The 23,807-nt window shown below is 38.1% G+C and carries 21 protein-coding genes; 7 read left to right on the forward strand and 14 right to left on the reverse strand.

Annotation, left to right across the window (positions count from 1 at the left end; translation table 11 throughout):
• Positions 1–47: 47 nt before the first annotated feature.
• The 7 genes from EPR_RS08465 to rdgB all read right to left on the reverse strand — a co-directional run bounded on the left by EPR_RS08465 (position 48) and on the right by rdgB (position 7,002).
• Positions 48–599, reverse strand: coding sequence for a DUF507 family protein (locus EPR_RS08465; protein WP_200762790.1), 552 nt, complete (start codon positions 597–599; stop codon positions 48–50).
• 56 nt (positions 600–655) lie between these two features.
• Positions 656–1,903, reverse strand: coding sequence for an adenylosuccinate synthase (locus tag EPR_RS08470; RefSeq protein ID WP_200762791.1), 1,248 nt, complete (start codon positions 1,901–1,903; stop codon positions 656–658).
• The gene (locus EPR_RS08475) at positions 1,903–2,757 is read right to left on the reverse strand and encodes an ATP phosphoribosyltransferase regulatory subunit (RefSeq protein WP_200764218.1); all 855 of its coding nucleotides are present in this window, start codon (positions 2,755–2,757) and stop codon (positions 1,903–1,905) included. Before EPR_RS08475 ends, EPR_RS08470 begins: the two co-directional genes overlap by 1 nt.
• 4 nt (positions 2,758–2,761) lie before the next feature.
• Positions 2,762–3,859: a pyridoxal-phosphate-dependent aminotransferase family protein gene (locus EPR_RS08480; RefSeq protein ID WP_200762792.1), complete on the reverse strand. Its 1,098-nt coding sequence runs from the start codon at positions 3,857–3,859 to the stop codon at positions 2,762–2,764.
• A 125-nt stretch (positions 3,860–3,984) separates the two neighbouring features.
• Positions 3,985–4,419 carry an Hsp20/alpha crystallin family protein gene (locus EPR_RS08485; protein ID WP_200762793.1) on the reverse strand — a complete coding sequence of 145 codons (435 nt, stop codon included), beginning with the start codon at positions 4,417–4,419 and terminating at the stop codon, positions 3,985–3,987.
• Positions 4,420–4,537: 118 nt separating this feature from the next.
• Entirely contained in the window at positions 4,538–6,388 is a 1,851-nt protein-coding gene (gene ciaB / locus EPR_RS08490) for an invasion protein CiaB (protein WP_200762794.1), read from the reverse strand.
• Positions 6,385–7,002, reverse strand: coding sequence for an RdgB/HAM1 family non-canonical purine NTP pyrophosphatase (rdgB, locus tag EPR_RS08495; RefSeq protein WP_200762795.1), 618 nt, complete (start codon positions 7,000–7,002; stop codon positions 6,385–6,387). Before rdgB ends, ciaB begins: the two co-directional genes overlap by 4 nt.
• Before the next feature lie 83 nt (positions 7,003–7,085).
• Between rdgB and EPR_RS08500 the strand changes: the two genes are divergently transcribed.
• The gene (locus EPR_RS08500; protein WP_200762796.1) at positions 7,086–8,420 is read left to right on the forward strand and encodes an MFS transporter; all 1,335 of its coding nucleotides are present in this window, start codon (positions 7,086–7,088) and stop codon (positions 8,418–8,420) included.
• Positions 8,421–8,474: 54 nt separating this feature from the next.
• Here EPR_RS08500 and EPR_RS08505 read toward each other — a convergent pair whose 3' ends face one another.
• From EPR_RS08505 to EPR_RS08515, 3 genes are read right to left on the reverse strand one after another with little or no spacing between them, the layout of a single operon-like run.
• Positions 8,475–9,689 carry a molybdopterin molybdotransferase MoeA gene (locus EPR_RS08505; RefSeq protein WP_200762797.1) on the reverse strand — a complete coding sequence of 405 codons (1,215 nt, stop codon included), beginning with the start codon at positions 9,687–9,689 and terminating at the stop codon, positions 8,475–8,477.
• An 8-nt stretch (positions 9,690–9,697) separates the two neighbouring features.
• Complete coding sequence (locus EPR_RS08510; protein ID WP_200762798.1) at positions 9,698–10,138, reverse strand: molybdopterin synthase catalytic subunit; 441 nt, start codon at positions 10,136–10,138, stop codon at positions 9,698–9,700.
• A 58-nt stretch (positions 10,139–10,196) separates the two neighbouring features.
• The gene (locus tag EPR_RS08515) at positions 10,197–10,418 is read right to left on the reverse strand and encodes a MoaD/ThiS family protein (RefSeq protein WP_200762799.1); all 222 of its coding nucleotides are present in this window, start codon (positions 10,416–10,418) and stop codon (positions 10,197–10,199) included.
• Positions 10,419–10,480: 62 nt separating this feature from the next.
• On the opposite strand from EPR_RS08515, the gene EPR_RS08520 reads away from it, so the two are divergent.
• From EPR_RS08520 to EPR_RS08535, 4 genes are all read left to right on the forward strand, one after another.
• A complete protein-coding gene (locus EPR_RS08520) occupies positions 10,481–11,128 on the forward strand; it encodes an MqnA/MqnD/SBP family protein (protein ID WP_200762800.1) in 648 nt (215 codons plus the stop codon).
• Between the two features lie 82 nt (positions 11,129–11,210).
• Positions 11,211–12,140 carry a cytochrome-c peroxidase gene (locus EPR_RS08525; RefSeq protein ID WP_200762801.1) on the forward strand — a complete coding sequence of 310 codons (930 nt, stop codon included), beginning with the start codon at positions 11,211–11,213 and terminating at the stop codon, positions 12,138–12,140.
• Positions 12,137–14,224, forward strand: coding sequence for an EAL domain-containing protein (locus EPR_RS08530; RefSeq protein WP_200762802.1), 2,088 nt, complete (start codon positions 12,137–12,139; stop codon positions 14,222–14,224). Before EPR_RS08525 ends, EPR_RS08530 begins: the two co-directional genes overlap by 4 nt.
• 9 nt (positions 14,225–14,233) lie before the next feature.
• Positions 14,234–17,419, forward strand: coding sequence for an NAD-glutamate dehydrogenase domain-containing protein (locus EPR_RS08535; protein WP_200762803.1), 3,186 nt, complete (start codon positions 14,234–14,236; stop codon positions 17,417–17,419).
• On the opposite strand, the gene EPR_RS08540 is transcribed toward EPR_RS08535, so the two are convergent.
• Both EPR_RS08540 and gltX read right to left on the reverse strand, forming a co-directional pair.
• Entirely contained in the window at positions 17,405–18,691 is a 1,287-nt protein-coding gene (locus EPR_RS08540; protein ID WP_200762804.1) for a malic enzyme-like NAD(P)-binding protein, read from the reverse strand. The two genes, EPR_RS08535 and EPR_RS08540, sit on opposite strands and share 15 nt — an antisense overlap.
• Entirely contained in the window at positions 18,684–20,075 is a 1,392-nt protein-coding gene (gene gltX / locus EPR_RS08545; RefSeq protein WP_200762805.1) for a glutamate--tRNA ligase, read from the reverse strand. The genes EPR_RS08540 and gltX overlap by 8 nt, the downstream gene beginning before the upstream one ends.
• 103 nt (positions 20,076–20,178) lie before the next feature.
• On the opposite strand from gltX, the gene dapD reads away from it, so the two are divergent.
• Complete coding sequence (gene dapD / locus EPR_RS08550; RefSeq protein WP_200762806.1) at positions 20,179–20,988, forward strand: 2,3,4,5-tetrahydropyridine-2,6-dicarboxylate N-succinyltransferase; 810 nt, start codon at positions 20,179–20,181, stop codon at positions 20,986–20,988.
• Positions 20,989–21,060: 72 nt separating this feature from the next.
• The gene (locus EPR_RS08555; RefSeq protein WP_200762807.1) at positions 21,061–21,891 is read left to right on the forward strand and encodes a peptidylprolyl isomerase; all 831 of its coding nucleotides are present in this window, start codon (positions 21,061–21,063) and stop codon (positions 21,889–21,891) included.
• A gap of 31 nt (positions 21,892–21,922) precedes the next feature.
• Here the strand turns inward: EPR_RS08555 and EPR_RS08560 are convergent, their stop codons facing one another.
• Both EPR_RS08560 and accB read right to left on the reverse strand, forming a co-directional pair.
• Entirely contained in the window at positions 21,923–23,263 is a 1,341-nt protein-coding gene (locus EPR_RS08560) for an acetyl-CoA carboxylase biotin carboxylase subunit (RefSeq protein ID WP_200762808.1), read from the reverse strand.
• Complete coding sequence (accB, locus tag EPR_RS08565; protein WP_200762809.1) at positions 23,264–23,731, reverse strand: acetyl-CoA carboxylase biotin carboxyl carrier protein; 468 nt, start codon at positions 23,729–23,731, stop codon at positions 23,264–23,266. It lies immediately after the preceding gene.
• Between the last annotated feature and the right edge of the window lie 76 nt (positions 23,732–23,807).

Consider the following 23,807-nt stretch of genomic DNA (forward strand, 5'->3'; position numbering starts at 1 on the left):
TTTTCCCATCTTTCAAAAGCGTCAATCACCATATATTAACCAAAATTCTACAGCATACCTCTTCTTTTCAGTTCATCTTCATACATTTTTTGAAAAACCATCTCAAACTCTTCAGAACCGGGTATCAGCTTTCTTTTATAATGCGATATCTTTTCCAGAACAGCCTCTTCTATATCCTCATATGTCCCTATATAATCCATTATCGCATTAAAAATGATATTTTTTACTTTATTTTCCGGTACATCATACCTTATAAGGTCGTCTTCATATAGTCTGTCCAGTATTTTATGGGCAAGATCATTGTATCTGTCCTCAAAATCAAGTATCACACCATATTCCGGTGCCAGTTTTTTCTTTATCATCCAGAAAAGCTGTTTCGGATCCGCAAGCATAAACTCTATCTCTTCTTCATTTTCTTCTATAATCTCTTTGACTCTCTCTTCTAAAGCAGCCTCTTTTTTAAGATCATCCTCAAGAAGTTCTTTGGCCGCTTCAGCTACAGGCTCAATGCCTTTTGTCATTGTTACAAATCCGCTTTTTGCAAGGTCTATCGCTATCTTATTCGCTACATACGGCGCATGAGGCAATCTAAGTCTCATATTTTCTCCTGATTTGAGGTAGGAAGTCAGAGTTTTTCAGACTCCGGCTCTCCTGTTTACATAATAATCGTATCTTCTCTGTCCGGACTGGTAGACACCATTCCTACTTTTGTTTTTGTCAAATCTTCAATAACTTTAATATATCTTTTGGCACTTTCGGGAAGCTCTTCAAACTTTCGTATGCCTTCCACACTCTTCCACCCTTCAAACTCTTCATATACAGGGGTTACGTTTTCAAGGTCAAAAGGTACATAATCTATCTTTTCTCCTTTATATTCGTAGGCAACACATATTTTTATTTTATCAAATCCGTCAAGTACATCCAGCTTCATAATAGAAAGCTCGTCGCATCCGTTGAGTCTGCAGGCGTATCTTGCGGCAACAGCATCAAACCATCCGCACCTTCTCGGCCTGCCTGTGGTTGTACCGTACTCATGTCCCTGGTCTCTGAGTTTCTGACCCTCGTCTGTAAAATCTTCCGTTGGAAAAGGACCGTTCCCGACTCTTGTGCAGTACGCTTTGGCTATGCCGGTAACTTTGGCAATATCCCTGGGAGAGAGTCCAAGTCCCGTACACGCTCCGGCAGCAATTGTATTCGAGCTTGTAACATAAGGGTAGGTGCCGTGGTCGATATCTAGCATGGTACCCTGTGCACCTTCAAGCAAAATTCTTTTGTTGTTCTCTATCGCTTCCCATATATATTCCGTAGTATCCGCCAAATAAGGAGCAAGTTTCTCCTTATACTCGCAAAGTTCGTTTTTCAGTTCATCTATATCAGGCAGCTTTATCTCCAATACATCAAATATCGCTCTGTTGGAATCAAAATATGAAACAATCTTTTCCAGTAGTGTATCTACATCTTTGAGTTCTCCCAGTCTGTGACCGACTCTGCTTATTTTGTCACTGTATGCCGGTCCGATGCCTCTGCCTGTTGTACCGATAGCGTTTTTCCCTCTTAGTTTCTCTTTTGCCTTATCAATTAGTTCATGATATTTTAAAATCATGTGGGCCTTGTCACTCACATAGAGTCTTCCCTCAAGAGAATCAAACTGTTTCATCTCTTTAAGGAGTGCCTCGGGACTGACAACCACCCCGTTTCCTATAATATTTACAGCATCAGGGTTCAAAATACCGGAAGGAATAAGATGTAGTGCTATCTTTTTACCTTCCACCACTATCGTATGGCCGGCATTGTGCCCTCCCTGGTATCTGCAGACAATATCATACTTTTGTGCCAAAAGGTCTACAATTTTTCCTTTTCCTTCGTCTCCCCACTGTATTCCAACTATCAAATCCGCCTTCATCAAAAGCCTTTTTTCTCTAAAATTTCTATCAGGTTGTCGGTATATAGCGCAAAACCTGCAGCTTCAATATTTTCACTCTCATACTCTCCTCCCATGGCAAGAGTGGAGTTTTTATCTATAAATCTGAAAAAAAGATCATCATAATATCTCATTTTCGCATAGTACAAAGGTGCTACGATAATATTGTCATATGCAAAACTATCCGCAAGCTCTTTGATTTTCAGAAGCTCATTCTCTATCTCTTCGGGAACCTCACCTGAAATCTCAGATATCTGCTCCGGTCTTTTCAGATAAAGCAACTTCTGCAGCCATGGCATTGGGGCTTCAAGCAGCATCTCTATATTGACGTTTTTGAGAACATCCAATGAAACTCCGTAATTTTCGGAAAGAATTTTCGGTATCTTTATATTTGAAAGCTGCAGGAGAGGTTTTATATCCAGTTTTTCGAAAATCTCCAGCGCGGTTTTCAGAACTTCTGCGGTTTTGGAACTTCCGATAAACTCTGCTCCAATCTGATAATATTCGCTTGTAGGATATCTGTATACCGGCTGTATATAAAACCACTTTTTATGCGTAGTACTTCTTCCGAGCCTTTTTGTTATAAGCCTTACAACATCTATAGTGCTGTCGGCTCTTAAAGTTACGTTCCTGTTTTTCTCATCGCTGACTCGTATAAGCTCGCTCTGATCTTCTACGCTTAGATGCTGATGATAAGAAAAAAGAGGTGTTGCTATCTCTTCATATCCATGCATATAAAGAATATCGCTTGCTCTTTTTTCTATCTCTCTTTTCAGTTTTGCATTCGCACCGAAATAGAGTCTTGCGCCTCTTGGTATCTCATGTTCATAAACCATATCTCTATCCAAAATATATTTTATTGAAAACAGCATTAGCCGTTCCGTCGTAAACTCTTCGACCTATCCTCTCAAGAGCAAGCTCTATGCTATTTACAACCCATGCGGCTTCATAATGCTCTATAAGCCCCATATGATTGATTCTGAAAATTTTTCCCTTTAGATGGTCCTGACCCCCGGCAATATTCACTCCAAACTCTGTTTTTAAAATTTTTCTTATATCTTCGCTATTTTCGTCTATAATGGCTGTCATAGCATTTGCCGGTGTTTTGGGATATATTTTGAGTCCTATCGCTCTTAATGCTTCTCTTGTAGCTTCTGCTCTTTTTGCAGTCACCCTATAAAGGTTATCAAGCCCTGCTTTCTCAATAGTTTTCAGAATTTCACCAAGGCCTATTATGAGAGTAGTAGCTGCCGTATATGCAGTAGTACCGGTTCTCTGTTTTGATATTTCGCTTGCCAGATTGAAATAGTAGCCTCTGCCATTGCCTATCTTTTCCACGGCCTTAGCGCTGAGCCCAACCATGGCAAGACCGGGTGGAAGCATAAGCGCTTTTTGGCTTCCTGCTATCAAAGCATCGATGTCACTTACATCTATAGGCTCCACTCCCACAGCCGTTATACCGTCTGCAACTATCGTAATATCTCTTATTTTTTTCGCCTCTTTTGCTATCTCTTCAACCGGATGCCTGAGTCCTCCAGCACTTTCGCATATCTGAATAAAAAGCGCATCTATATCCTCATCACTCTTTATCGCTTCAATTACCTCATCTACATCTGCCGGCGTATCCCACTCATAGCAGAGCTCCGTTACGGGAATATTATATGCCCTGGCTATTTTTGCAAACCTTCCGCCGAATTTTCCGGCATTTATGACCAAAGCCTTTTTTTGGCAAAGATTTATAACGGTGCTTTCCATAGCGCCGGTGCCTGTTGAAGCAAGAATAACACACTCTTCGGTGCCAAAAAGGTTTAAAAGTCTCTCTCTTGTATCTTTAAAAATTTCCGTAAATTCAGGGGTTCTATGATGTATGGTTTTCTGAGCCATTGCTATTCTGACATGTTCCGGAACAGGTGTGGGACCGGGTGTAAAAAGAAGCATACTCAACCTTTCAATAAAAATAATCAAATTTTGGGCTGAGTATATCAAATATTGGTTTAGGAGCGGATAAATTTAAAATCTAATAAGTAGAAAGGGGAGATTAAAATAAGCCGGAAGAGTCCGGCTTATTTTACTTCGATTTTTTTGGAGCCTTCTTTTTCTGCAACTTTTGGAATTGTTATATGCAAAACACCGTCTTCAGTTTTTGCCTCTATGTGTTCTACGTCTGCATCGTTTGGTAGCGTAAATTTTCTTTCAAATTTTCCGAAAAAGCTCTCTGTCCTCACATAGCCTTTATCTTTTTCCTCTTTTTTGAACTTTCTTTCACCTGAAATAGAGAGGACATTATCTTTTACATCAACATGAATATCTTCTTTTTTGACACCGGGAAGGTCTACCTCAACATAATACGCCTTTTCATCCTCTTTTTCATTAACAGCCGGAGCCCAAACGGTAGCGCCTGAAGTGGATGGTACTGTACCCTTTTCAAGTTCCAGCATACTTGCTATTCTTCTTTCGATATCTCTGAGTTCTTTGAACGGATCGATGATTGGCAACATGGTAACCTCCTTTATCGGTTAAGTTTTTATTGCTAATGAAATTATAGCAACTTTAGTCGATATTTGTCAATGTTTTTAAACTGGTTTATTTAGTTTTTTTGAGAGCACTATAGTTACTTTATTTATCAACAACCCTTCCTATTTTTTTATAAAGATCCCAATAATAGAGGGTAAACTCTCTTACCTGGCGGTCAAGCGGAAGATATATACCATTCTCTTTGGAGACAAACATTGAGAGAAACTCTTTGGCATCTCTTTTAGGCAGATAAAATTCGCCCGCCATCTTTTTATAAATCTTCAGATACCACTCTTTGAGCTTTTCATACCCACTTTTCGACAGATTAGTCTGAAGCTTTTTGTCAAACTTTAAAACTCCGCTTGAAAACAGACCTGTCAAATGCAGAAGCCCCTCAACATAATATGGTTCCACTTCCGAAGTTTCCATCCATGCTATAAGCCCAACCGCTCTTTTTACCGTATCCTCCAAAACATATCTCCATAAATCATCCTCCTCTGCAAGAAAAAAAGATACAAGCCCGCCCAAGGTAGCTTTGAACTCTTCCATATTTTTAAACTGTCCTGTTTTATTCATTACAGTTTCGCTATCCTCATCCATCCAGAGTATATGGCCGTACTCATGCCCTATGGTTGTTATTTCATAAATTTTGTACCAGATATCAGGTTTTTCAAAAACTTCTCTGAACTTCTTTGCCAGATTATCACCAAAAACTTCTTTGGTTATCTTCATAGGAGGTTTTGCTTTTTGCGTCTGAAGTATCATATCCGCATACGCAAAAATCTTTTTCCCGTACTCTTTTGAAACCGTCTCGTCATTAGGCACCACCTGCGCTGAAAAAAGACCGTTAAATTCCGCTCCGTAGAAAAAAAGAGGTCGTCCTATGTATAGTTGCACTCTGTTCAGATTTTCAAGAGTGTTGTTATAGATATCTATCTGTTTTGCCCCAGCTACTTCGTTGAAAATCTTGTCGAACATATATTTTATCCGATTTACCCGCTCATTGACGGTAAATTTCGGATTTGCAACTCTAATATCCCATTCAAGAGCAACAGCTTTTCTATATCTGTCCTCATAATATTCGAGCGGATGTCCGATCTGAACAGGAGACGTTATCTTCATCCAGCACCTGTCAACATCTGCCCACCTGCTTATTAGCAAATCCGGGTCTTCTTCTTTTAAAGCTGTTACTATCGCACTTAAATAATCTATCCATTCGTTTTTGAGATTAAAAACCTCGTCATCGTAATTATGTAATCTCTTTATAAACTTTTCGACTCTTTTTACAACCTCTTTTACCTCCTCTTCAAAAGCTTTTGCATATGAAACTCTCTCAAATCCCTTATCGCAGATTCTCAGCACCGAATAGCACCTGTCACCTTCACATCCCTCGGGGCCCGGGTCCAAAAGCCTCTTTTCGTTAAGCATCTCAAAAATCTTCTCTTCATCCCCGTTAAAAAGTCTGTAAAGCTCCCTGTTTGTTCCGTTGATAATCTGTGCAACCCATGATGACTGCCATGAGCTGAATGCAAGACCGGTTTCGTGTGCACCTTTTATGATTTCGCGATAAAAAGGAGTTAGAAGCTTTTCATCCTCTATCTTTTTCAAAATTTTCTCAAATCTGGAGATATAAAAATCGGCCACCCAAAGGTAAGCTTTCTCTTTCGCCTCTATAACCTCCTCTTCGTCAAATCCTTTCTGTTTGAAAAGCTGTACCAAAAGATCTTCTCGTAGATTTACTATTCTGTTTATGGCAGCAAGCCTGGATTCGCCGTCGATGTCCAGTCCAAGCATATTCAAAAAATCATCCACTGTATATTCCAGTTCAACTATCTCATCATCTAAAATAGAAGTGCGGTTTTTTAGAATATCATAGAATCTTTGCAGCTCTTTCTGGTCCTCTTCTATCAGCTTATACAAAATCTCTAGCTCTTTGTAAAACCCCTCTTTCATTTATCCTCCCCGGTATCTCTTTTTAAAATTTTCAGTATCTTTTTAGCAAGGTTCAAAGCTTTTGACCTGTGCGAAATTTTCTTTTTTATATCTTCGTCAAGTTCTCCCAGAGTTTTATCGTATCCTTTTGGTATAAACATAGGATCGTACCCAAACCCCTTATCGCCTCTTGGTTTGTCTATAACATCTCCATACATCCAGCCGTGTACCGTAAATATACCCTCTTTTGAAGCAATGGCAACAGCTGCGCTGTAGTAGGCGGGAGTTTTTTCTAATCCGACTTTTTTCAGTTTATTTACAAGTTTTTGAAGATTTTCTTTATCAGAAGCGCCGGGACCTGCAAATCTTGCGCTGTAGATGCCGGGGATATTTCCGAGGGCAGGAACGGTTATTCCGCTGTCATCGGATATAACAACAGCCTCCGGGAAACTATCCTTTATCTTTTCATATATTGTCTGGGCTTTTATTACAGCATTTTCTTTAAAGCTCGAACCGGTCTCTTCAATTTCTAAATCTTCTAGTACCTCTTTATATGGAATAACATCTTTGTAATGCAACAGATTTTTAATCTCTTCAATCTTACCTTTGTTTGAAGTTGCTAAAATAACTTTCATTTTTGTACCTTTATTATATAATATCCGCCTACAATAAATTTTATGAAATTTTATCATTAATAAAACAAAAAAGGAATTTTTGTATGAAGCAGATAGTCAGGAAAGTTTTGCCTTTAAGCCTGATAGTTGGACTCAGATTTTTCGGTCTTTTTATCGTTTTATCTGTACTCTCACAGTATGCACTGAGTTTAAAAGGCGCTACAGCATTTTTGGCAGGGGTTGCCGTGGGAGGATACGCTCTGACCCAGGCGGTGTTGCAGGTACCTTTTGGAGTTCTCAGTGATAAAATAGGAAGAAAAAAGACTATCCTTATCGGGCTCCTGATATTTGCCGCCGGTTCGGTAATATGTGCCTTAGCTGATAATATATATTTGCTGCTTCTAGGTAGATTTTTGCAAGGGGCCGGAGCTATCGGTTCGGTTGTAACCGCAATGATAGCAGATCATGTAAGGGAAGACCAAAGAGCCCATGCTATGGCTGTCATGGGAATGGTAATTGCTCTTAGTTTTGCGGTAGCGATGGTTTTCGGACCTCTGATAGGCGGTTTCTATTCTGTCAGTGCGCTTTTCTGGCTTACTGCCGCTATGGCAATCGGCGCACTTGTTATTCTCTTTACAGCAGTTCCAGAGCCCCCAAAAATTATCCACTCATACAGTGAGGAGGAGGCAAAGATAAAGCATGTTTTCAAGGATAAAGATCTGGTAAGAATGTATATCACTTTTCTTTTTCACAGCTCTACCATGGCAATCGCCTTTTTTATCATACCGATACTTCTAAAACAAAAATTCGGCATGGGACCCGAAGAGTACTGGAAAGTATATATTCCGGCTGTAATATTCGGAATACTAGCCATGGGACCTGCCGCGGTATTCGGTGAAAAATATTCAAGAGGAAAAGAGGTTTTTATCGTCTCTGTTCTTTTTATTGCAGCAGCTTTTGCTCTTATGGGGTTTTCGGACTCTCTTTTATGGTTTGCGGTCGGTGCAGTATTCTTTTTCATAGGATTTAATATGTTTGAACCTCTTTTGCAGAGCTTTGTATCAAAGTTTGCAAAAGTCCACCAAAAAGGTGCTGCTTTAGGCGTAGCCAATACATTTGCATATATAGGGATATTTATAGGCGGTGCTGTCGGAGGTCTTTTATACCAATACTTTCAGGAAACCGGTATTGCTATTTTTGTTCTTGTAGTATGTCTGTTTTGGATAGTTTGGATATCCGGTATGAGAAATCCTGGTCTGAGAGGAAATATATTCCTTCCTTTTGACAAATATGACAAAGATAAGGTTGACGGACTTAAAGTGATTGAAGGCGTAACCGATTTTTATATCAACGAAACGGAAAAAATTATAGTTATAAAATATGATAAAGAAAAAGTTGATGAGAAGTATATAAGTGAGTTTTTGAAAAAGAATTTGTAGGTTTGTTATCGGTGTATTGGGGAAGAGCGGACTTCGTTCCCCAATAACGGCAAATCAACTGTTTATAATCCAGACTCTGACTTTCTCACCGGCTTCTTTGTCCCCCTCATCAGGAGAGGTAGCCAAAAGTGCGGTATGTTCTCCGGTCATATTTGTCAAAATAGCACTTGAGCCCTCTCTTTTGCCTTTGAAATCAACAAAATACTCTCCCTCTTCAAGATAGAGATTGCAAGCGGTAAACTCTGTTTTACGGCTTTTTTTGGTAAAGTTTTCCTTGAGAGTAGCTTTAACGATTTTGGGTCTAAATTCGGCTCCCTGCATTCTGTATATAAGAGGCAGAACATAGACCATAAAAGTAACGGTACTTGAAAATGCAAATCCCGGAAGCCCAATTATTATCTTATTTCCCTTGACAGCCACCATCACATGCTGTCCCGGTTTCATCACAACGCCCTTGAAAATTACTTCGGCTCCGATTTCATCTCTTATCACATCTTTTACAAAATCGTAGTCTCCAACGCTTACTCCGCCGGTAGTTACAACTATATCGGCACTCTTCAGTGCTGTTTTCAAAGAGTCGGTGATGCTCTGCCTGTCGTCTTTCACAGCTCCCATCTGGATAGGCTCGGCACCGTGAAGAGCAGCGAGCGCTTCGAGAGTATAGTTGTTGGAACTTCTTATCTGGGCACTGTTTTCCCTCTCTTGCCCTACTTCAAGTACTTCGCTTCCTGTCGCCAAAATTGCAACTTTTGGTTTTTGAAAAACGCTCACCTGCACGATATTGAGACTCGCAAGGACTCCAATTTCTGCAAAAGAGAGCCTTGAACCCTTTTTCAAAAGGATCTCTCCCTCTTTATAGTTCTCTCCCACAGGCCTGACACTGAAACCTTTTTTGACAGGCTCTTTTACAACAATATACTCTCCCTCAACCTCCACATTTTCTATCGGTATCAAGGTATCTGCACCTTTTGGCATCAGCGAACCGGTAAAGGTTTTTATACAGACGCCTTCTGAAACCTCACTTCTGATACGGCTTCCGGCAGGATTTTTGTCTATAATTTTTATCTTTCCGCTCTTTTGGTCTTCAAACCTGATAGCATAACCGTCCATAGCGGATGTGGGATATTCCGGCGAATTTTCTTTGGCTTTTATATCCTGTGCAAGAAACCTCTTCAAAGCATCGTTTAGATAAAGTTTTTGTATCCCGGTTGTCTCTATTTTGATATTGTTCAGTTTTTTTATAGACTCTTCATATGAGATAAATCCCATTGTTCCCCCTATATTTTCAAAATTCCGCTGCCGCTTATTTTGGTACTTCTGTCTCTTGCATAGACTCTTTTTCCCTCTATTACATCATATTTCCATATAGGCGCTCTTGCTTTGAAATCTTCCACAAACTCTTCTATCATCTCAAGAGCAACCCTTCTTTTCGGAGAAAACACGGCAGCCATATATGAAGAGGTGTGTACAGGAACATCGCCTACAGAGTGTGCCATTTTCAGATATGCTCCTTTTTTTTTCGCACGCTCCTGCCATTCGTTGAACCAACTGTTCAGTATCGGCTCATACACGTCAAAACTCAAAGCTTCTATGCCATCTTCTTCACGAACAGTCCCCACAAAGGTTATATATGCTCCGTAGTTTTTAACATCAGCCCATTTTCGCCATTTTGAAAAAATCACATCAACATCTAAAGGTCCGTTATAAAGCTCCAACATTCATTGCCTTTTTGATTATTCGTATATAAATGTATTGAAAAAATTGCAAATAGTTGTTTTATCCACCGCAAACCGGAGGAAGAAGAGATACTCTGTCTCCATTTTTAAGCTCGATATCAAGCGAATCGACTATTTTATCATTCACGGCAACAGCACACTCTTCAAGCCATTTTTCGATATCTTTGTCATCTTTGAGCTTCTGCGCCACCTCTTTTAGATTCGATGCATCCACCTCAATTGCTTCTTTGCCGATAGGGCCCAAAAATTCAATTTTGACCATCATACACCCCTTTTATCTGACATTAGGATAGATAATTATATCCAATTTGGTATAATACCCCCATGATTTTTGCGAAAATAGACTATATAAACCTTTTACCTCTATATCTTTTTTTAAAAAAATATATTAGAAGCTCCGCTACAATTGCGACGATAGAGCATAAAAAAGGAGTACCCTCACAAATAAATATCTCTTTTAAAAAAAGAAAGATAGATGCTGCAATTATTTCAAGTGTCGAATCAAAAGGGTACAGATGCACAGATCTTGGTATCGTTGCAAATAAAAAAGTTCTGAGCGTTCTTGTATGCGAAGGAGAAAACAGAGAAGATATCGAATCAAATACATCAAATGTTCTTGCAAAAATTCTTGAACTTGAAGGCGAAGTGCTTATAGGAGACAAAGCACTCAAAAAATATTTCGAAAACTGCAAATGCAAAGATCTTGCCGAAGAGTGGTATAACAGATACAAACTCCCATTTGTTTTTGCCAGACTCTGTTTTCACAGTAACGAAAAGTTCTTTAAAAAGATGAGCAGAGATTTTTTAAAAAGAAAAGTAAAAATACCTCAGTATATACTCAAAAAATATGCCAAAAGAAGTGGTCTTACCACAAAACAGATAAGTTTTTATCTGAAACATATAGATTACAAAATAGATGCAAAGGCAAAAAAGTCATTAAAAAAATTTATACATCTATCAAAAAAAATTTAATTTGTCACTTATTTACTTCTCCTCCTTTTTTCATTATAATATATTCGAATACATAAATTACTGCTCTTTATAAAGATTGCCGATGATACGACTGTTGTCATTTTTTTTCATTTTTTTTATAACAATACTCTATGCTGTTGAACCAATCGTCCCTATACCTGAAAGCATTGAGTACAAAAAAGATAAAGCCCTTTTAGGAAAACTTCTGTTTTTTGATCCGCTTCTTTCTGCCGATAAAAAAATATCCTGCGCAAGCTGCCACGATTTTGATTACGGAGGTGCAGATCCGAGAGATTTCTCCATAGGCGTTTACGGTCGAAAAGGGGTTGTCAACTCTCCTACAGTGCTGAACTCCGTATTTAATTTCAGGCAGTTTTGGAACGGCAGAGCAAAAGATCTAAAAGAACAGGTGATTGAACCTCTTTTTTCTCCGGTAGAGATGGGTATGACAAAAGAGCTTGTCGAAGAGAGGCTAAACTCTTCAAAGCTTTACAAAAAAGAGTTTAAAAAAGTCTACAAGACAGAGGTAATAACTCTGGATATGGTAATAGATGCGATAGCAGAGTTCGAAAAAGCGCTTATAACTCCCAACTCTAAGTTTGACAGATTCTTAAAAGGAGAGATAAAACTTTCTACCGAAGAGGAAAAAGGGTATCTTCTTTTCAAACAACTTGGCTGTATAACATGCCATAACGGAATTAACCTGGGTGGAAACTCTTTTCAAAAAATAGGCGCAATCATTCCCTATCCAAGAAAAAAATCTGCTCAGGACAGATATGAGGTTACAAAACGTGAATTTGACAAAAACAGATTCAAAGTTCCTACACTTAGGAACATTATCCTGACAGCCCCGTACTTTCATGATGCCAGTGCAAAAACACTGTATGATGCTATAGATAAAATGGCTTATCACGAACTTGGAGTAAAACTCACATGGGAAGAAAAAAACTTTCTGATTGCCTTTTTGGCCACTCTTACCGGCGAAAAACCCAAAATACTGGATGAAAAATGAATCTGAATTTCAAAATCATATCTGCTCTCTTTGCCGGTATTTTCGCTGTAGGGATGCTGATATATTTTAACAGTTTTACGAAAAACTATTTTGAAAGAAACAATGATATAGTAAAGATTATTAACTCCTTGGAAAGAGAAGAGATAAAGCTTGACTATGAAGTACTCAAAAGCAGTGTTTTTTTATATACAAATTTCGATATCATCGCAAAAACGGAAGATAAACTTTTCAGCTTAATCAATAAAATAAAAGACCATCCTCATTTTACAAAGGACCACCAAAAATCATATAAACAGCTCATCTTATATGAAGAGTCTCTAAACAAAAAGATTGAGGCGATAAACGATTTTGAAACACTGAACGCTTCTATAAAAAACTCCAGCATGTATCTTACAACCCTGCTCAACAGATCATTTTCGGTTTTTAATTCTGCTGATCCAAAACAAAGAGAATACCTAAACAGAACAGTTTCTGTTATATCTTCCATATTTTTGGCAAAAAACAGTTTTGACAGCGACTTTCTCAAAAATATAGAGGATCATCTATTTTATATGAAATCAATTGACTTTGTCTCTGCCAAACAGAGAGAATTTAACAATCTTTTGCAGGCACACCTTAGACTCTTTCTAAACTATTTTCCAAAATACAAAGAACTTCTGGATACTATTATGCAATCAGAGAGTAAAAAAATACTCGATAATCTGGAAAAGACATTTATAAAAACTGCAAATGATGAGCTTAAAGTAGTTACACTCTTCAGTACATTCCTGATACTTCTTTTCATATCCAGCATAGGAGTAATCATCTATTTTCTTTATTTGACCGAAAAAGAGAACATCAGATTGAAAAGATTGCAAAAAGATCTGCAAAAACTAGCCACAACAGATGCTCTAACCGGTCTTAAAAACAGATTTATTCTGGAAAAAGATAAACTAAAAATCAAAAATCCGGTTTTTATGATAGTAAATATAGACAAGTTCAAACATTATAATGACTTTTACGGTATAAAAGCCGGCGACTATGTTTTAAAAGAGGTTGCAAAAAGAATAAAAGAGACGGTTCCTTCTACCCTTAACGCCGGATTTTACAGGATAGGAGGAGACGATTTCGGTATTCTTTTCGAAAACAGCTCAAACATAGACATTGAGTCGCTGGCAAAAAATATCATCGACTATTTCAGAACAGACAAAATAGTCTATCAAAATATAGATATGCATATATCGGTAAGTATAGGAATCACCACTCAAAAACCTCTGATAGAAAAAGCCGATATGGCACTGAAATATGTCAAAAAAGACCATAAATCCGATTATGCAATATATGATGACAATTTCGGATTTTACGAAAAGATAGAAGAAAACCTGGAAAAAACGAAAATATTGAAAGAGGCTATAGAAAAAGATAAAATAGTTCCCTGTTTTCAACCCATTATTGATAACAAAACAGGCGATGTGGTCAAATTCGAAGCATTGGGCAGAATCGAAAGTGACGAAAATGAACTTGTCACGGTATATGATTTTCTAGATATTGCAAAAGAGGCAAAACTTTATGAACTTATCACACACTCTATGCTGATAAAATGTTTTGAAAAATTTGCCGTTCACAAATATGAGTTTTCAGTAAACCTCTCTATGGAAGACCTTACGAATAAAAGGACTATGGATCTTTTGAAAAATCTGCTAAACACCCATCCTGAAACAGCAAAAAGAGTAACGTTTGAACTACTCGAAGCCGAAGCAATAACAGATTATGATGTTTTAAAAGATTTCACAGCTTTGGTAAAATCCAAAGGGGCAAAAGTTGCGATTGATGATTTTGGCAGCGGATATTCCAACTTTGAACATATTCTAAATATCGATATCGATTACATAAAAATAGACGGCAGTCTTATAAAAAATCTGGATAAAAACAAAAACGCAAAACTTATTGTGGAAACGGTTGTCGCTTTTGCAAAAAAGGCAGGAATAAAAACCGTTGCGGAATATGTGCACTCTGGCGAAATTGCCAAAATAGTAAAAGAGATGGGAATCGACTATTCACAAGGATATATTTACAGTAAACCTGAAAAAAACCTGCAATGCTAAAGGCGTAATATGAAACCAAAAAGCAATATCGAAAAAGCCTGTAGCGAAATTTTTGCCACAGAAGATCTTCTATTGGATGAAAAAATTTTCGAAACCGTGGAAAAGGATAAACCAAAAGCACTTTTTGTCTACGAAAAAGAGACTACTTATCTAAAAATATTTTCGAAGGAGAGGATTCATATCTCTCATATTATTCCGCTTTTGCATGATATCGGGTTCGAAGTGATAGACGAAGTATCCTTCAGTATTTCAAAAAAGGGCGAAACTTTCTTTGTAAATAGATTCAAAATTTTAACAGATACCGAAAAACTTGAAAAATCCGAAAAAAATGTTATCGAAATTATAGAAAAAACACTGAGCATGGAACTTTTCAAACATTGCAGACTATATGCATTCGCTCTGAAAGAAAACATGAGTATCAGTGAAATTCTGCTTCTGAAAGCTCTTTTGAGCTATGAAAATCAGATAGTTCTAGAGTTCAACGAAGCGGTAATTCTGAAAACATTTCTAAAACACCACTCGTTGATAAAAGATATGGTTGTTTTCTTTAAACTGATGTTTCAGCCAAATATAGATAAAAGAGCGCAAAAGATAAAAGAACAGAAAAAAAGGATTGAAGAGAGCCTTAAAAATATAGATCATATCACCGAAGACAAAATTCTCAAAATTCTCTACAAAATCATTACCCATATGCTGAGAACAAACTATTTTCTGCAAAAAGAGTATATAAGTTTCAAAATAGACATCAAAGCCCTTGAAGAGTATCTTTTGGGAATCCAGCCCTCTATAGAAGCCTTTGTATTTCACAGAAATTTCCACGGTATACATCTTAGGATGGGGCCTGTCAGCAGAGGGGGCATAAGATGGAGTGACAGATTTGAAGACTATCGCGAAGAGATAAAGTCCCTGATGAGCACACAGGAAGCAAAAAACGCTATCATCGTTCCATCAGGGGCAAAAGGGGGATTTGTAATATTCAAAGAAAACGCCTCTTTGACAAAAAAAGAGTTTAAAAATATATATTCAATGTTCATTGAAGGTCTTCTGGACCTTATAGACAACAAAAAGGATTCGCAAATCATAAAAAACCCAGATGTCATATCCTACGACAAAGAGGATTTCTATTTTGTGGTGGCTCCGGACAAAGGAACTTCTGCTATGAGCGATACCGCAAATGAGATAGCTTTGAAAAGAGGTTTCTGGCTTAAAGACGCATTTGCAAGCGGCGGCAGCAAAGGCTATAATCACAAAAAACTGGGTGTAACCGCAAAAGGCGCATGGAAATCGGCCCAGAGACACTTTATGAAAAAGGGCATAGATATATATAAAGACTCTATCAGTGTAGTGGGCACAGGTTCTATGCGAGGTGACGTTTTCGGAAATGCAATGCTTATAAATCCTAACATAAAACTGCTTGCCGCAATAAGTGGCGATGAAATATTTATAGACCCTGCCCCAGATACAAAAACTGCCTTTAAAGAGAGAAAAAGGCTCTTTGAAGAGAAAAAAGGGTGGTCCGATTATGATAGGAAAAAGATCTCCAAAGGGGGAGGAGTTTTCAAAAAATCGGCAAAAAAAATAAGCCTATCCGAAGAGATAAGAAAAATGCTCAAAATCTCAAAAGAGAGCATTTCAGGTGAAGAACTGATAAAAAGAGTTTTATGCCTGAAAGTGGATATGCTTTTTATAGGCGGTATTGGCACCTACGTAAAATCCAGCGACGAAATCAATCTATATCTGCCCGATAAGGAGAATGAAAACTACAGAGTCGACGCTTCAGACCTTAAAGCTTTTTCTGTGTGTGAAGGTGGAAACCTTGGATTTACAATGAAGGCAAGGATAGAGTATGCAAGGAAAGGTGGTGCTATAAATCTTGACAGTATAGACAATTCAGCCGGTGTCGATACCTCTGACCATGAAGTAAACCTGAAAATTGTTTTAAATGAACTGCAAAATAAAGGTGTTATTGATGAAAAAGAGCGCATAGAGACCCTTTTTCATCTTACTGATAATGTTTTAAATTCCGTCTACTGGAACAACTATCTACAATCTCTTGCAATTACACTCGATGAGATTCGTTCGCAATATGATAGAAAAAGTTTTATAAAAACGATAGAGATTCTGGAAGAAAATATAAAAATCTTCAAAAGGAGAGATTTCAGCATTCCCAAAACAAATGACTTTGATACAGTTGTTACAAAAAACGGAACTATAGCCAGGCCCGTTTTGGGTATATTGCTCTCCTATTCCAAAATTTTTCTAAAACAGGTGCTTTTAAAAAGCGACTTTTTAGATACTCCTTTTTCAAAACACTACCTGTATAAATATTTCCCCAAACCGTTTGCTTCCGTTTACGAAAAAGAGATCTCAAGTCATCCTCTTTATCGTGAAATAACCGCTACAGTAATAGCAAACAAGATCATCAACCACAGAGGCAGTTCTTTTATCGCCGATTATGATGTTTTGGGCGAAAAAAAATTTATAGAAAAGATAAAATCCTATTTGATTGTAAACAGGCTTCTTGGGATTAACGATATAAGATATGAAATCTTCAGAAGCGATTTCGAAGTTCCGGCAAGATTGCAGTATAAACTTTTACTCAATATCGAAAACAGTATAGATTTCAGTGTGGAATGGATGTTGAAAAATTTTAAAACACCCGAATTTGAACCTTCCAATATACTAAGTTATACAAAAGAGATAAAAGAACTTATGGAAAGTGCCGAGAAAGAGATCAACATTACTCAGTTTATAAAAAACCGGCCAAAAATCAATCTCTTCTTCTCTTTGCTCGACTATCTGAAATTTATAGTTGCCGTTATATATATAAAAGAGGACTCTTCATATACATTCAAAGATATTGCTACCCTTTTTATGAAGATTCTCACAAGATTCAAGATTGTGGAAATTCTTGAAATTATCGGATCATTCAAACCCGCAACCGAAAAAGAAAAAGCGGTAAAAAAACAGCTTCAGTATCTGCTTGAATTTTTTGTAACAAGAATAACGAAAAAATGTTTTCCCTATGCAGGAACAACCGTTAGCTTGGAAGATGCACTGGAAAGATATATAGAGAGCAAAGAACTGGAGTTTGAAAAGATATTTACAGAAATAGAGAAGTTTACAGACTCATCAAACCAGAGTCTGCCTTATTTGACCTATATAGTAAATATACTCGTTTTAAGTGTTATTTAAAAGCACGCCAGTCTCTTCTGTTCTTTTTTTAAGATCTTTTTTATATCTCTCAACATCAAAATTATCTACCTTTGCTACTTTCGTTTTGACTGCAGCAGCGGCCACAGCCGAAGAGACTTCTGTCAAAAGTCTCTTATCGAAAGGTATGGGAATAATATACTCTTTTGAAAATTTAAACTCTTTTTTGTAAAGCTTTTTTATCTCTTCTGAAACATCTTCCCTTGCAAGCCTTGCCAAAGCATATGCAGCAGAGAGCATCATCTCATAATTTATAGACCTGCTTCTTACATCCAATGCTCCCCTGAAAAGATAAGGAAATCCCAGAACGTTGTTTATCTGATTTGGAAAATCGCTTCTTCCGGTCGCTATAATAGCATCAGGTTTCACCTCCAAAACAGCATCCGGCATAATTTCAGGAATAGGATTTGAACAGACAAAGACAAGAGGTTCTTTTTTCATTAAAGATATATCCTCTTTTGTTATAGCCTTCGGTATGGATAGCCCAAGGACCATATCGGCATCCTTGAAAGCATCTGTTCTGCTAATCTCTTTGGGATATGCGAACTCTTTTTTAAAAGGGTTTAAATCATCTCTTTCTTTATGAACAACTCCCCTGCTGTCAATCATTATAATATTTTCGACTCCCAGATGCCTGTACATTCTTGCACTCGCTATTGCGGCGGCACCGGAACCCACTATAACCACTTTTATCTTTGCCAAATCTCTGTTTGTCAGGAAGCAACCATTTATCATTCCTGCAGTTGTCACGATGGCGGTACCGTGCTGATCGTCATGCATAACCGGAATATCCAACTCTTTTTTGAGCTTCTCTTCGATATAGAAACATTCCGGCGCTTTTATATCTTCCAGATTGATTCCTCCGAATGTGGGAGAGATTGCTTTTACGATATCCACAAATTTTTCGGGATTTTTCTCATCTATTTCTATATTGTATGCATCGATATCGGCAAATTTTTTAAATAGTACAGCTTTGCCTTCCATAACCGGTTTTGCGGCAAGGGGACCGATATCTCCAAACCCTAGAACCGCAGTACCGTTTGTTATAACTCCTACTAGATTTCCTTTTGTGGTGTATTCATAGACGGCATCAGGATTTTTCACTATCTCTTCACAAACAAATCCCACTCCCGGTGTATAAGCGATAGAGAGGTCTCTTTGGGTTTCGAAAGGTTTGCTCGTGCATATCTTCTTTTTACCGGGTCTTCTTTCTTTATGGTATAGCAATGCCTCTTTTTTGGTAATCTCATCCATTTTCAAACTTTTTTATCAGCATCTCTATTCTCTTTACAGTCTCCTCTTTCCCGATTATAGACATAATCTCATCAAGCCCGGGACCCGTCAGCTTTCCTACAAGAGCCAGTCTTAAAGGCTGTCCCAGTTTTCCAAATCCTATGTTTTTTTCGTTGAGATATTTTTCCATAATTTTATGATAGTCGCTTGGAAGATGAAGCTCCTGTGCATCTTGAAGCTCTTTTTCAAATCCTTTCAAAATATCTTTCCATTCGCCCTTTATCGCCTTTTTTACACCTTTTTCATCATATTCTCTGGGGTCTTCCAGTATCATCTTTATCTGCTCGGCAAGCTCTTTTATCGTCTTTGCCCTCTCTTTTACGGCATCGAGGATAATTTCTCTTTTATCATGCCCCAAAAGGTATATGCCAAAATCTTCCAAAAGTTTCGACAGTCTTTCATTGGAAGAGTTTTTAATATAGTGTGAGTTAAGCCACAAAAGCTTGTCAAGATTGTAACTAGAAGCCGATTTGTTTATATCTTTCGGGTCAAAAAGCTCTATCATCTCTTCTTTGCTGAATATCTCCTGATCACCGTAACTCCATCCGAGTCTTACAAGAAAATTGAGAAGCGCCTCAGGCAGAAAACCCATCTCTTTGTATGCCATTACATCAAGTGCCCCGTCTCTTTTTGAGAGCTTTTTGCCCTGTTCGTTGCAAATCATCGGTACATGATAAAATTTTGGAATATCAAAACCCAAAGCTTCATATACAAGTATCTGCTTGGGTGTATTATATAGATGATCATCTCCTCTTATAACCTCTGTCACTCCCATCAAAGCGTCATCAACTGCCACCACAAAATTATAAGTGGGGGTTCCGTCACTTCTTGCTATGATAAAATCATCCAATTCTTCTGCCGTAATGGCAATAGTCCCTTTCACGCCATCTTCAAAAACCATCTCACCTTCAAGAGGCGCTTTTATCCTGACAACCGGTTTCACATCTTTTGGAGGAGTACCTGTAAAGTCCCTGTATCTTCTGTCGTATCTGGGTCTCTCTTTTTTTGCCATCTGCTCTTCTCTTAAAGCATCCAGCTCCTCTTTTGTCATATAGCAGTAGTATGCTTTCCCCTCATCTAGCAGTTTTTGTATATATCTTTTATATATATCAAATCTTTTTGACTGATAGGCAACATCACCATCATATTCAAGTCCCACCCAGTCAAACGCTTTGAGTATGGCTTTTGTAGCCTCTTCTGAATTTCTTGAAAGGTCGGTATCTTCTATTCTTAATATAAATTTTCCACTGTTTTTTCTCGCCCAAAGATAGTTAAAAAGTGCAGTTCTAAGCCCACCTATATGGAGATATCCTGTAGGACTGGGAGCAAATCTGGTAACAACCATAAAAATCCTTTTATATATTTTAATCCTGGCTTTATTTTAATCAATTATTAGTTAAAAGGTGGTAAAATCAGCAACTAACATAATTTAACAGGAGAAAACGGTAATGAAAGAGATAATTGAAAAACTGTGGGAAGAGAGAGAAAGCATAAATACAAACTCAAAAGCAGAAATAAAAGATGCCATACAGCAAACAGTTGCGATGCTTGACCGCGGAGAGCTTAGGGTTGCCGAGAAGCAAAATGGCGAATGGAAGGTAAATGAATGGGCAAAAAAAGCGGTTCTGCTCTATTTCAAAATAACAGATAACAAAATTCTTGACGCAGATAATACAAATGTATATTTCGATAAAGTTCCTACAAAGTTTGCCGGCTGGAGCGAAGATGACTTCAGAGAGGGAGGTTTCAGGGTTGTTCCGGGAGCGATAGTAAGATACGGAACGTTTATAGGCAAAAATGCAATACTTATGCCAAGTTTTACCAATATCGGAGCATATGTAGACGAAGGAACAATGGTCGATACCTGGGCTACAGTGGGAAGCTGCGCCCAGATAGGAAAAAACTGCCATCTCAGCGGAGGGGTAGGTATAGGCGGGGTTCTTGAACCTCTTCAGGCAAATCCGGTTATCATAGAAGATAATGTATTTATAGGTGCAAGAAGCGAAATAGCCGAAGGGGTTATTGTCAGAGAAGGAAGCGTAATATCCATGGGATGCTATATAGGCGCGAGTACAAAGATATATAACAGAGCAACCGGAGAGATTTTATACGGTGAAATTCCTCCTTATAGTGTTGTAGTGCCCGGAACCCTTACCAGCAGTGACGGAAAAACACAGACTTATGCCGTAATTATCGTAAAACAGGTAGACGAAAAAACAAGAAGCAAAACATCCATCAACGACCTTTTGAGAAGCTGATGGCTTTTGAAAAAATCGGGCGCCTTTAAAAATATATTTAGCCCATACATCTATATCGATTGAAGGACTTTTATGAAAAAATTTTTGGCAGCGCTTCTGTTTACGTTATCATCTCTTTTTGCCGGTCTTGTTGACGGCATTGCGATCGTGGTAAACAACGAGCCTATAACGATGTATGAGATAGTCAAAACTTCAAAGATTCTTGGAGTAAACAAAGAGAAAGCTGTCGATATACTCATACAGAAAAAACTCGAAGATGCAGAAGTCAAAAAACTCGGTCTCAAAGTAGACGATTTCGAGCTTGAAAAAGAACTCGAAAAGTTTGCTGCACAAAACTCTCTTACGCTATCTCAGCTGAAAAATATAATAAAGCAAAAAGGTCTGGACTTGGAAGAGTATAAAGAAGAGTTCAAAAAACGGCTCCTCAAAAAAAAGCTTTACTCCAAAATCGCATCTGCAAAAGTATCGAGACCGGAAGAGGAAGAGATAAAAAGATATTACGACTCTCATATTGAAGAGTTTTCTGCCCCGAAATATGTTGAAGTTGTAAAGTATATGTCAACCTCAAAAAAAGCGCTTGAAAATCTTGTCAAAAACCCTCTGGCATCAATTCCGGACGTGCAAAAAGAGGAAGAAAAAGTAGATCTGTCCACTGTAGGAAGCCAACTTGCCTTTTTACTGACCGAGACGAAAGAGGGCTCTTTTACTCCCATAATACCCGTAGGCAAAGATTATATAGTTCTTTTTGTCAAAAAGAAGATCGACAACCAACCTATCAGCTTTGAAAAAGTAAAAAATATGGTTATCGCCAAAATAATGGAAGCAAAAAAAGAAAAAGCTGTTAAAGAATACTTCGAAAAACTGAGAGCCTCTGCAAATATAAAAGTCTACAGACTTCCCTGATAAAAGAGGCGCCAAAGCCTCTTTTATCAATCTATTTCAAAAACTTCTCGTCTATATATTTAGTATCGTAGTTGTTTGATATGAAGTCGGGATTGTCCATCATTTTTTTGTGAAAATCTATTGTGGTTTTTATACCTGTTACTTCAAACTCTTCAAGAGCCCTTTTCATCTTTGCAATCGCCATTTTCCTATCTTCACCCCAGACTATAATCTTTGCTATCATTGAGTCATAATAAGGAGGAACAATATATCCTGCATATACATGCGTATCGAGCCTTACATCTTTTCCGCCGGGAGATATCCATGTCTTTATCTTGCCGGGGCTAGGAATAAATTTAACAGGATCTTCCGCATTTATTCTACACTCGATTGAGTGTCCTTTGAGTTCGAAGCTATCTTGGGAAAAGAGTTCTTCTCCTTCCGCAATCCTTATCATCCACTCTATTATATCTATTCCACTGACCATTTCACTCACTGGATGTTCAACCTGAAGTCTTGTGTTCATCTCCATAAAATAGAAGTTCTTGTCACTGTCAACAAGAAACTCTATTGTTCCGGCCCCTTCATAGTTTACATACTTTGCAGCTCTTATAGCGGTATCTAGAAGCTCTTTTCTCTTTTCCTCATCTAAAAAAATCGCAGGAGACTCTTCGAGCATTTTCTGATGTCTTCTTTGCAAAGAGCAGTCTCTCTCTCCTATATGGACCACATTTCCGTGACTGTCTGCAAGAATCTGCACTTCTATATGTCTCGGACTTTTTATAAACTTTTCCATATATATCGTTCCGTCGCCAAAGGAGCTTATCGCCTCGCTCTCGGCTGCCAGAAAGGCGTTTTCTATATAGCTTTCATCTTCTACGACTCTCATTCCTCTTCCACCGCCTCCGGCAGCAGCTTTCAAAATAACCGGATATCCTATCTCTTTTGCTTTTTTCTTTGCATCCTCTATATCTTTTATAGCCCCTTCACTCCCAGGTACAACAGGAACCCCCGCCGCTCTCATAACCTCTTTCGCTTTTGATTTGTCACTCATAAGAGACATCACCTCAATGGAAGGACCGATAAATTTTATCTTATGAAGATTGCATATTTCCACAAACTGCTGGTTTTCGCTCAAAAATCCGTACCCAGGAAATATCGCATCACATTCGCTTAGCTCAGCCGCACTGATGATAGCGGGAATGTCGAGATAGCTTTCACTGCTTTTTTCGGGACCTATACATATCGCAGCATCAGCCAATTTCAAGTAGTGCGCATCCTTATCCGCTTTTGAATAGACCGCGATAGCTTTTTTGCCCATCTCTTTTATTGTTCTTATGGCTCTTAGGGCAATCTCACCTCTGTTGGCAACAAGAATTTTTTCTATCGCCATTTAAACCCTTTCAACCAAAAAGAGCGGCATATCATACTCTACAGGCTGGCCGTCTTCGGCAAGAATCTCAAGAATCTTGCAGTCAAAATCGGCCTCTATCTCATTGAAAATTTTCATAGCTTCGATAATGGCTATAGTCTGTCCCTTTGATACCACATCTCCCACTTTTACAAAAGGTTCGGAATCGGGAGATGGTGCTCTGTAGAAAGTTCCCACCATAGGAGAAGTTATGAATTCGCCTTTTTTCTTTTCAGTCTCAATCTCTTTTTGCTCAGATGTCTGAGCAGGCACAGGAGCAGGAGCAGTTGCCGGCTGTGCAGCTGCAATCTGCTGAGCCGCGGGAGCAACCTGTACCGCTTCACCGCCTTTTTGAAGCGTTATAGAAAATTCATTCTCTTTTATCTTTATTTTACTGAGTCCGCTTTTATCAAATATTCTAATCAGTTCTTTAATCTCTTTAAAGTCCATTTTTTCTCCTAAAGTATTGTCTGAAACGCTTGATAAAGGTATGCTATAATATCATAATTTTTTAAAGAGAATTATA

This window comes from Nitrosophilus alvini, assembly GCF_015100395.1.
In the GTDB taxonomy this organism is placed as follows: Bacteria; Campylobacterota; Campylobacteria; order Campylobacterales; family Nitratiruptoraceae; genus Nitrosophilus; species Nitrosophilus alvini.

Bases quoted from the DNA above. Each gene is read 5' to 3' on its own strand.
- rdgB (WP_200762795.1), bottom strand. From the start codon at position 7,002: ATGAAAGTTATTTTAGCAACTTCAAACAAAGGTAAGATTGAAGAGATT.
- EPR_RS08505 (WP_200762797.1), bottom strand. From the start codon at position 9,689: ATGGGATTTATCTCATATGAAGAGTCTATAAAAAAACTGAACAATATC.
- EPR_RS08560 (WP_200762808.1), bottom strand. From the start codon at position 23,263: ATGGCGATAGAAAAAATTCTTGTTGCCAACAGAGGTGAGATTGCCCTA.
- EPR_RS08525 (WP_200762801.1), top strand. From the start codon at position 11,211: ATGATACGACTGTTGTCATTTTTTTTCATTTTTTTTATAACAATACTC.
- accB (WP_200762809.1), bottom strand. From the start codon at position 23,731: ATGGACTTTAAAGAGATTAAAGAACTGATTAGAATATTTGATAAAAGC.
- EPR_RS08535 (WP_200762803.1), top strand. From the start codon at position 14,234: ATGAAACCAAAAAGCAATATCGAAAAAGCCTGTAGCGAAATTTTTGCC.
- EPR_RS08475 (WP_200764218.1), bottom strand. From the start codon at position 2,757: ATGGTTTATGAACATGAGATACCAAGAGGCGCAAGACTCTATTTCGGT.
- EPR_RS08510 (WP_200762798.1), bottom strand. From the start codon at position 10,138: ATGTTGGAGCTTTATAACGGACCTTTAGATGTTGATGTGATTTTTTCA.
- EPR_RS08500 (WP_200762796.1), top strand. From the start codon at position 7,086: ATGAAGCAGATAGTCAGGAAAGTTTTGCCTTTAAGCCTGATAGTTGGA.
- gltX (WP_200762805.1), bottom strand. From the start codon at position 20,075: ATGGTTGTTACCAGATTTGCTCCCAGTCCTACAGGATATCTCCATATA.
- EPR_RS08485 (WP_200762793.1), bottom strand. From the start codon at position 4,419: ATGTTGCCAATCATCGATCCGTTCAAAGAACTCAGAGATATCGAAAGA.
- ciaB (WP_200762794.1), bottom strand. From the start codon at position 6,388: ATGAAAGAGGGGTTTTACAAAGAGCTAGAGATTTTGTATAAGCTGATA.
- EPR_RS08520 (WP_200762800.1), top strand. From the start codon at position 10,481: ATGATTTTTGCGAAAATAGACTATATAAACCTTTTACCTCTATATCTT.
- EPR_RS08515 (WP_200762799.1), bottom strand. From the start codon at position 10,418: ATGGTCAAAATTGAATTTTTGGGCCCTATCGGCAAAGAAGCAATTGAG.
- EPR_RS08480 (WP_200762792.1), bottom strand. From the start codon at position 3,859: ATGCTTCTTTTTACACCCGGTCCCACACCTGTTCCGGAACATGTCAGA.
- dapD (WP_200762806.1), top strand. From the start codon at position 20,179: ATGAAAGAGATAATTGAAAAACTGTGGGAAGAGAGAGAAAGCATAAAT.
- EPR_RS08470 (WP_200762791.1), bottom strand. From the start codon at position 1,903: ATGAAGGCGGATTTGATAGTTGGAATACAGTGGGGAGACGAAGGAAAA.
- EPR_RS08465 (WP_200762790.1), bottom strand. From the start codon at position 599: ATGAGACTTAGATTGCCTCATGCGCCGTATGTAGCGAATAAGATAGCG.
- EPR_RS08540 (WP_200762804.1), bottom strand. From the start codon at position 18,691: ATGGATGAGATTACCAAAAAAGAGGCATTGCTATACCATAAAGAAAGA.
- EPR_RS08530 (WP_200762802.1), top strand. From the start codon at position 12,137: ATGAATCTGAATTTCAAAATCATATCTGCTCTCTTTGCCGGTATTTTC.
- EPR_RS08555 (WP_200762807.1), top strand. From the start codon at position 21,061: ATGAAAAAATTTTTGGCAGCGCTTCTGTTTACGTTATCATCTCTTTTT.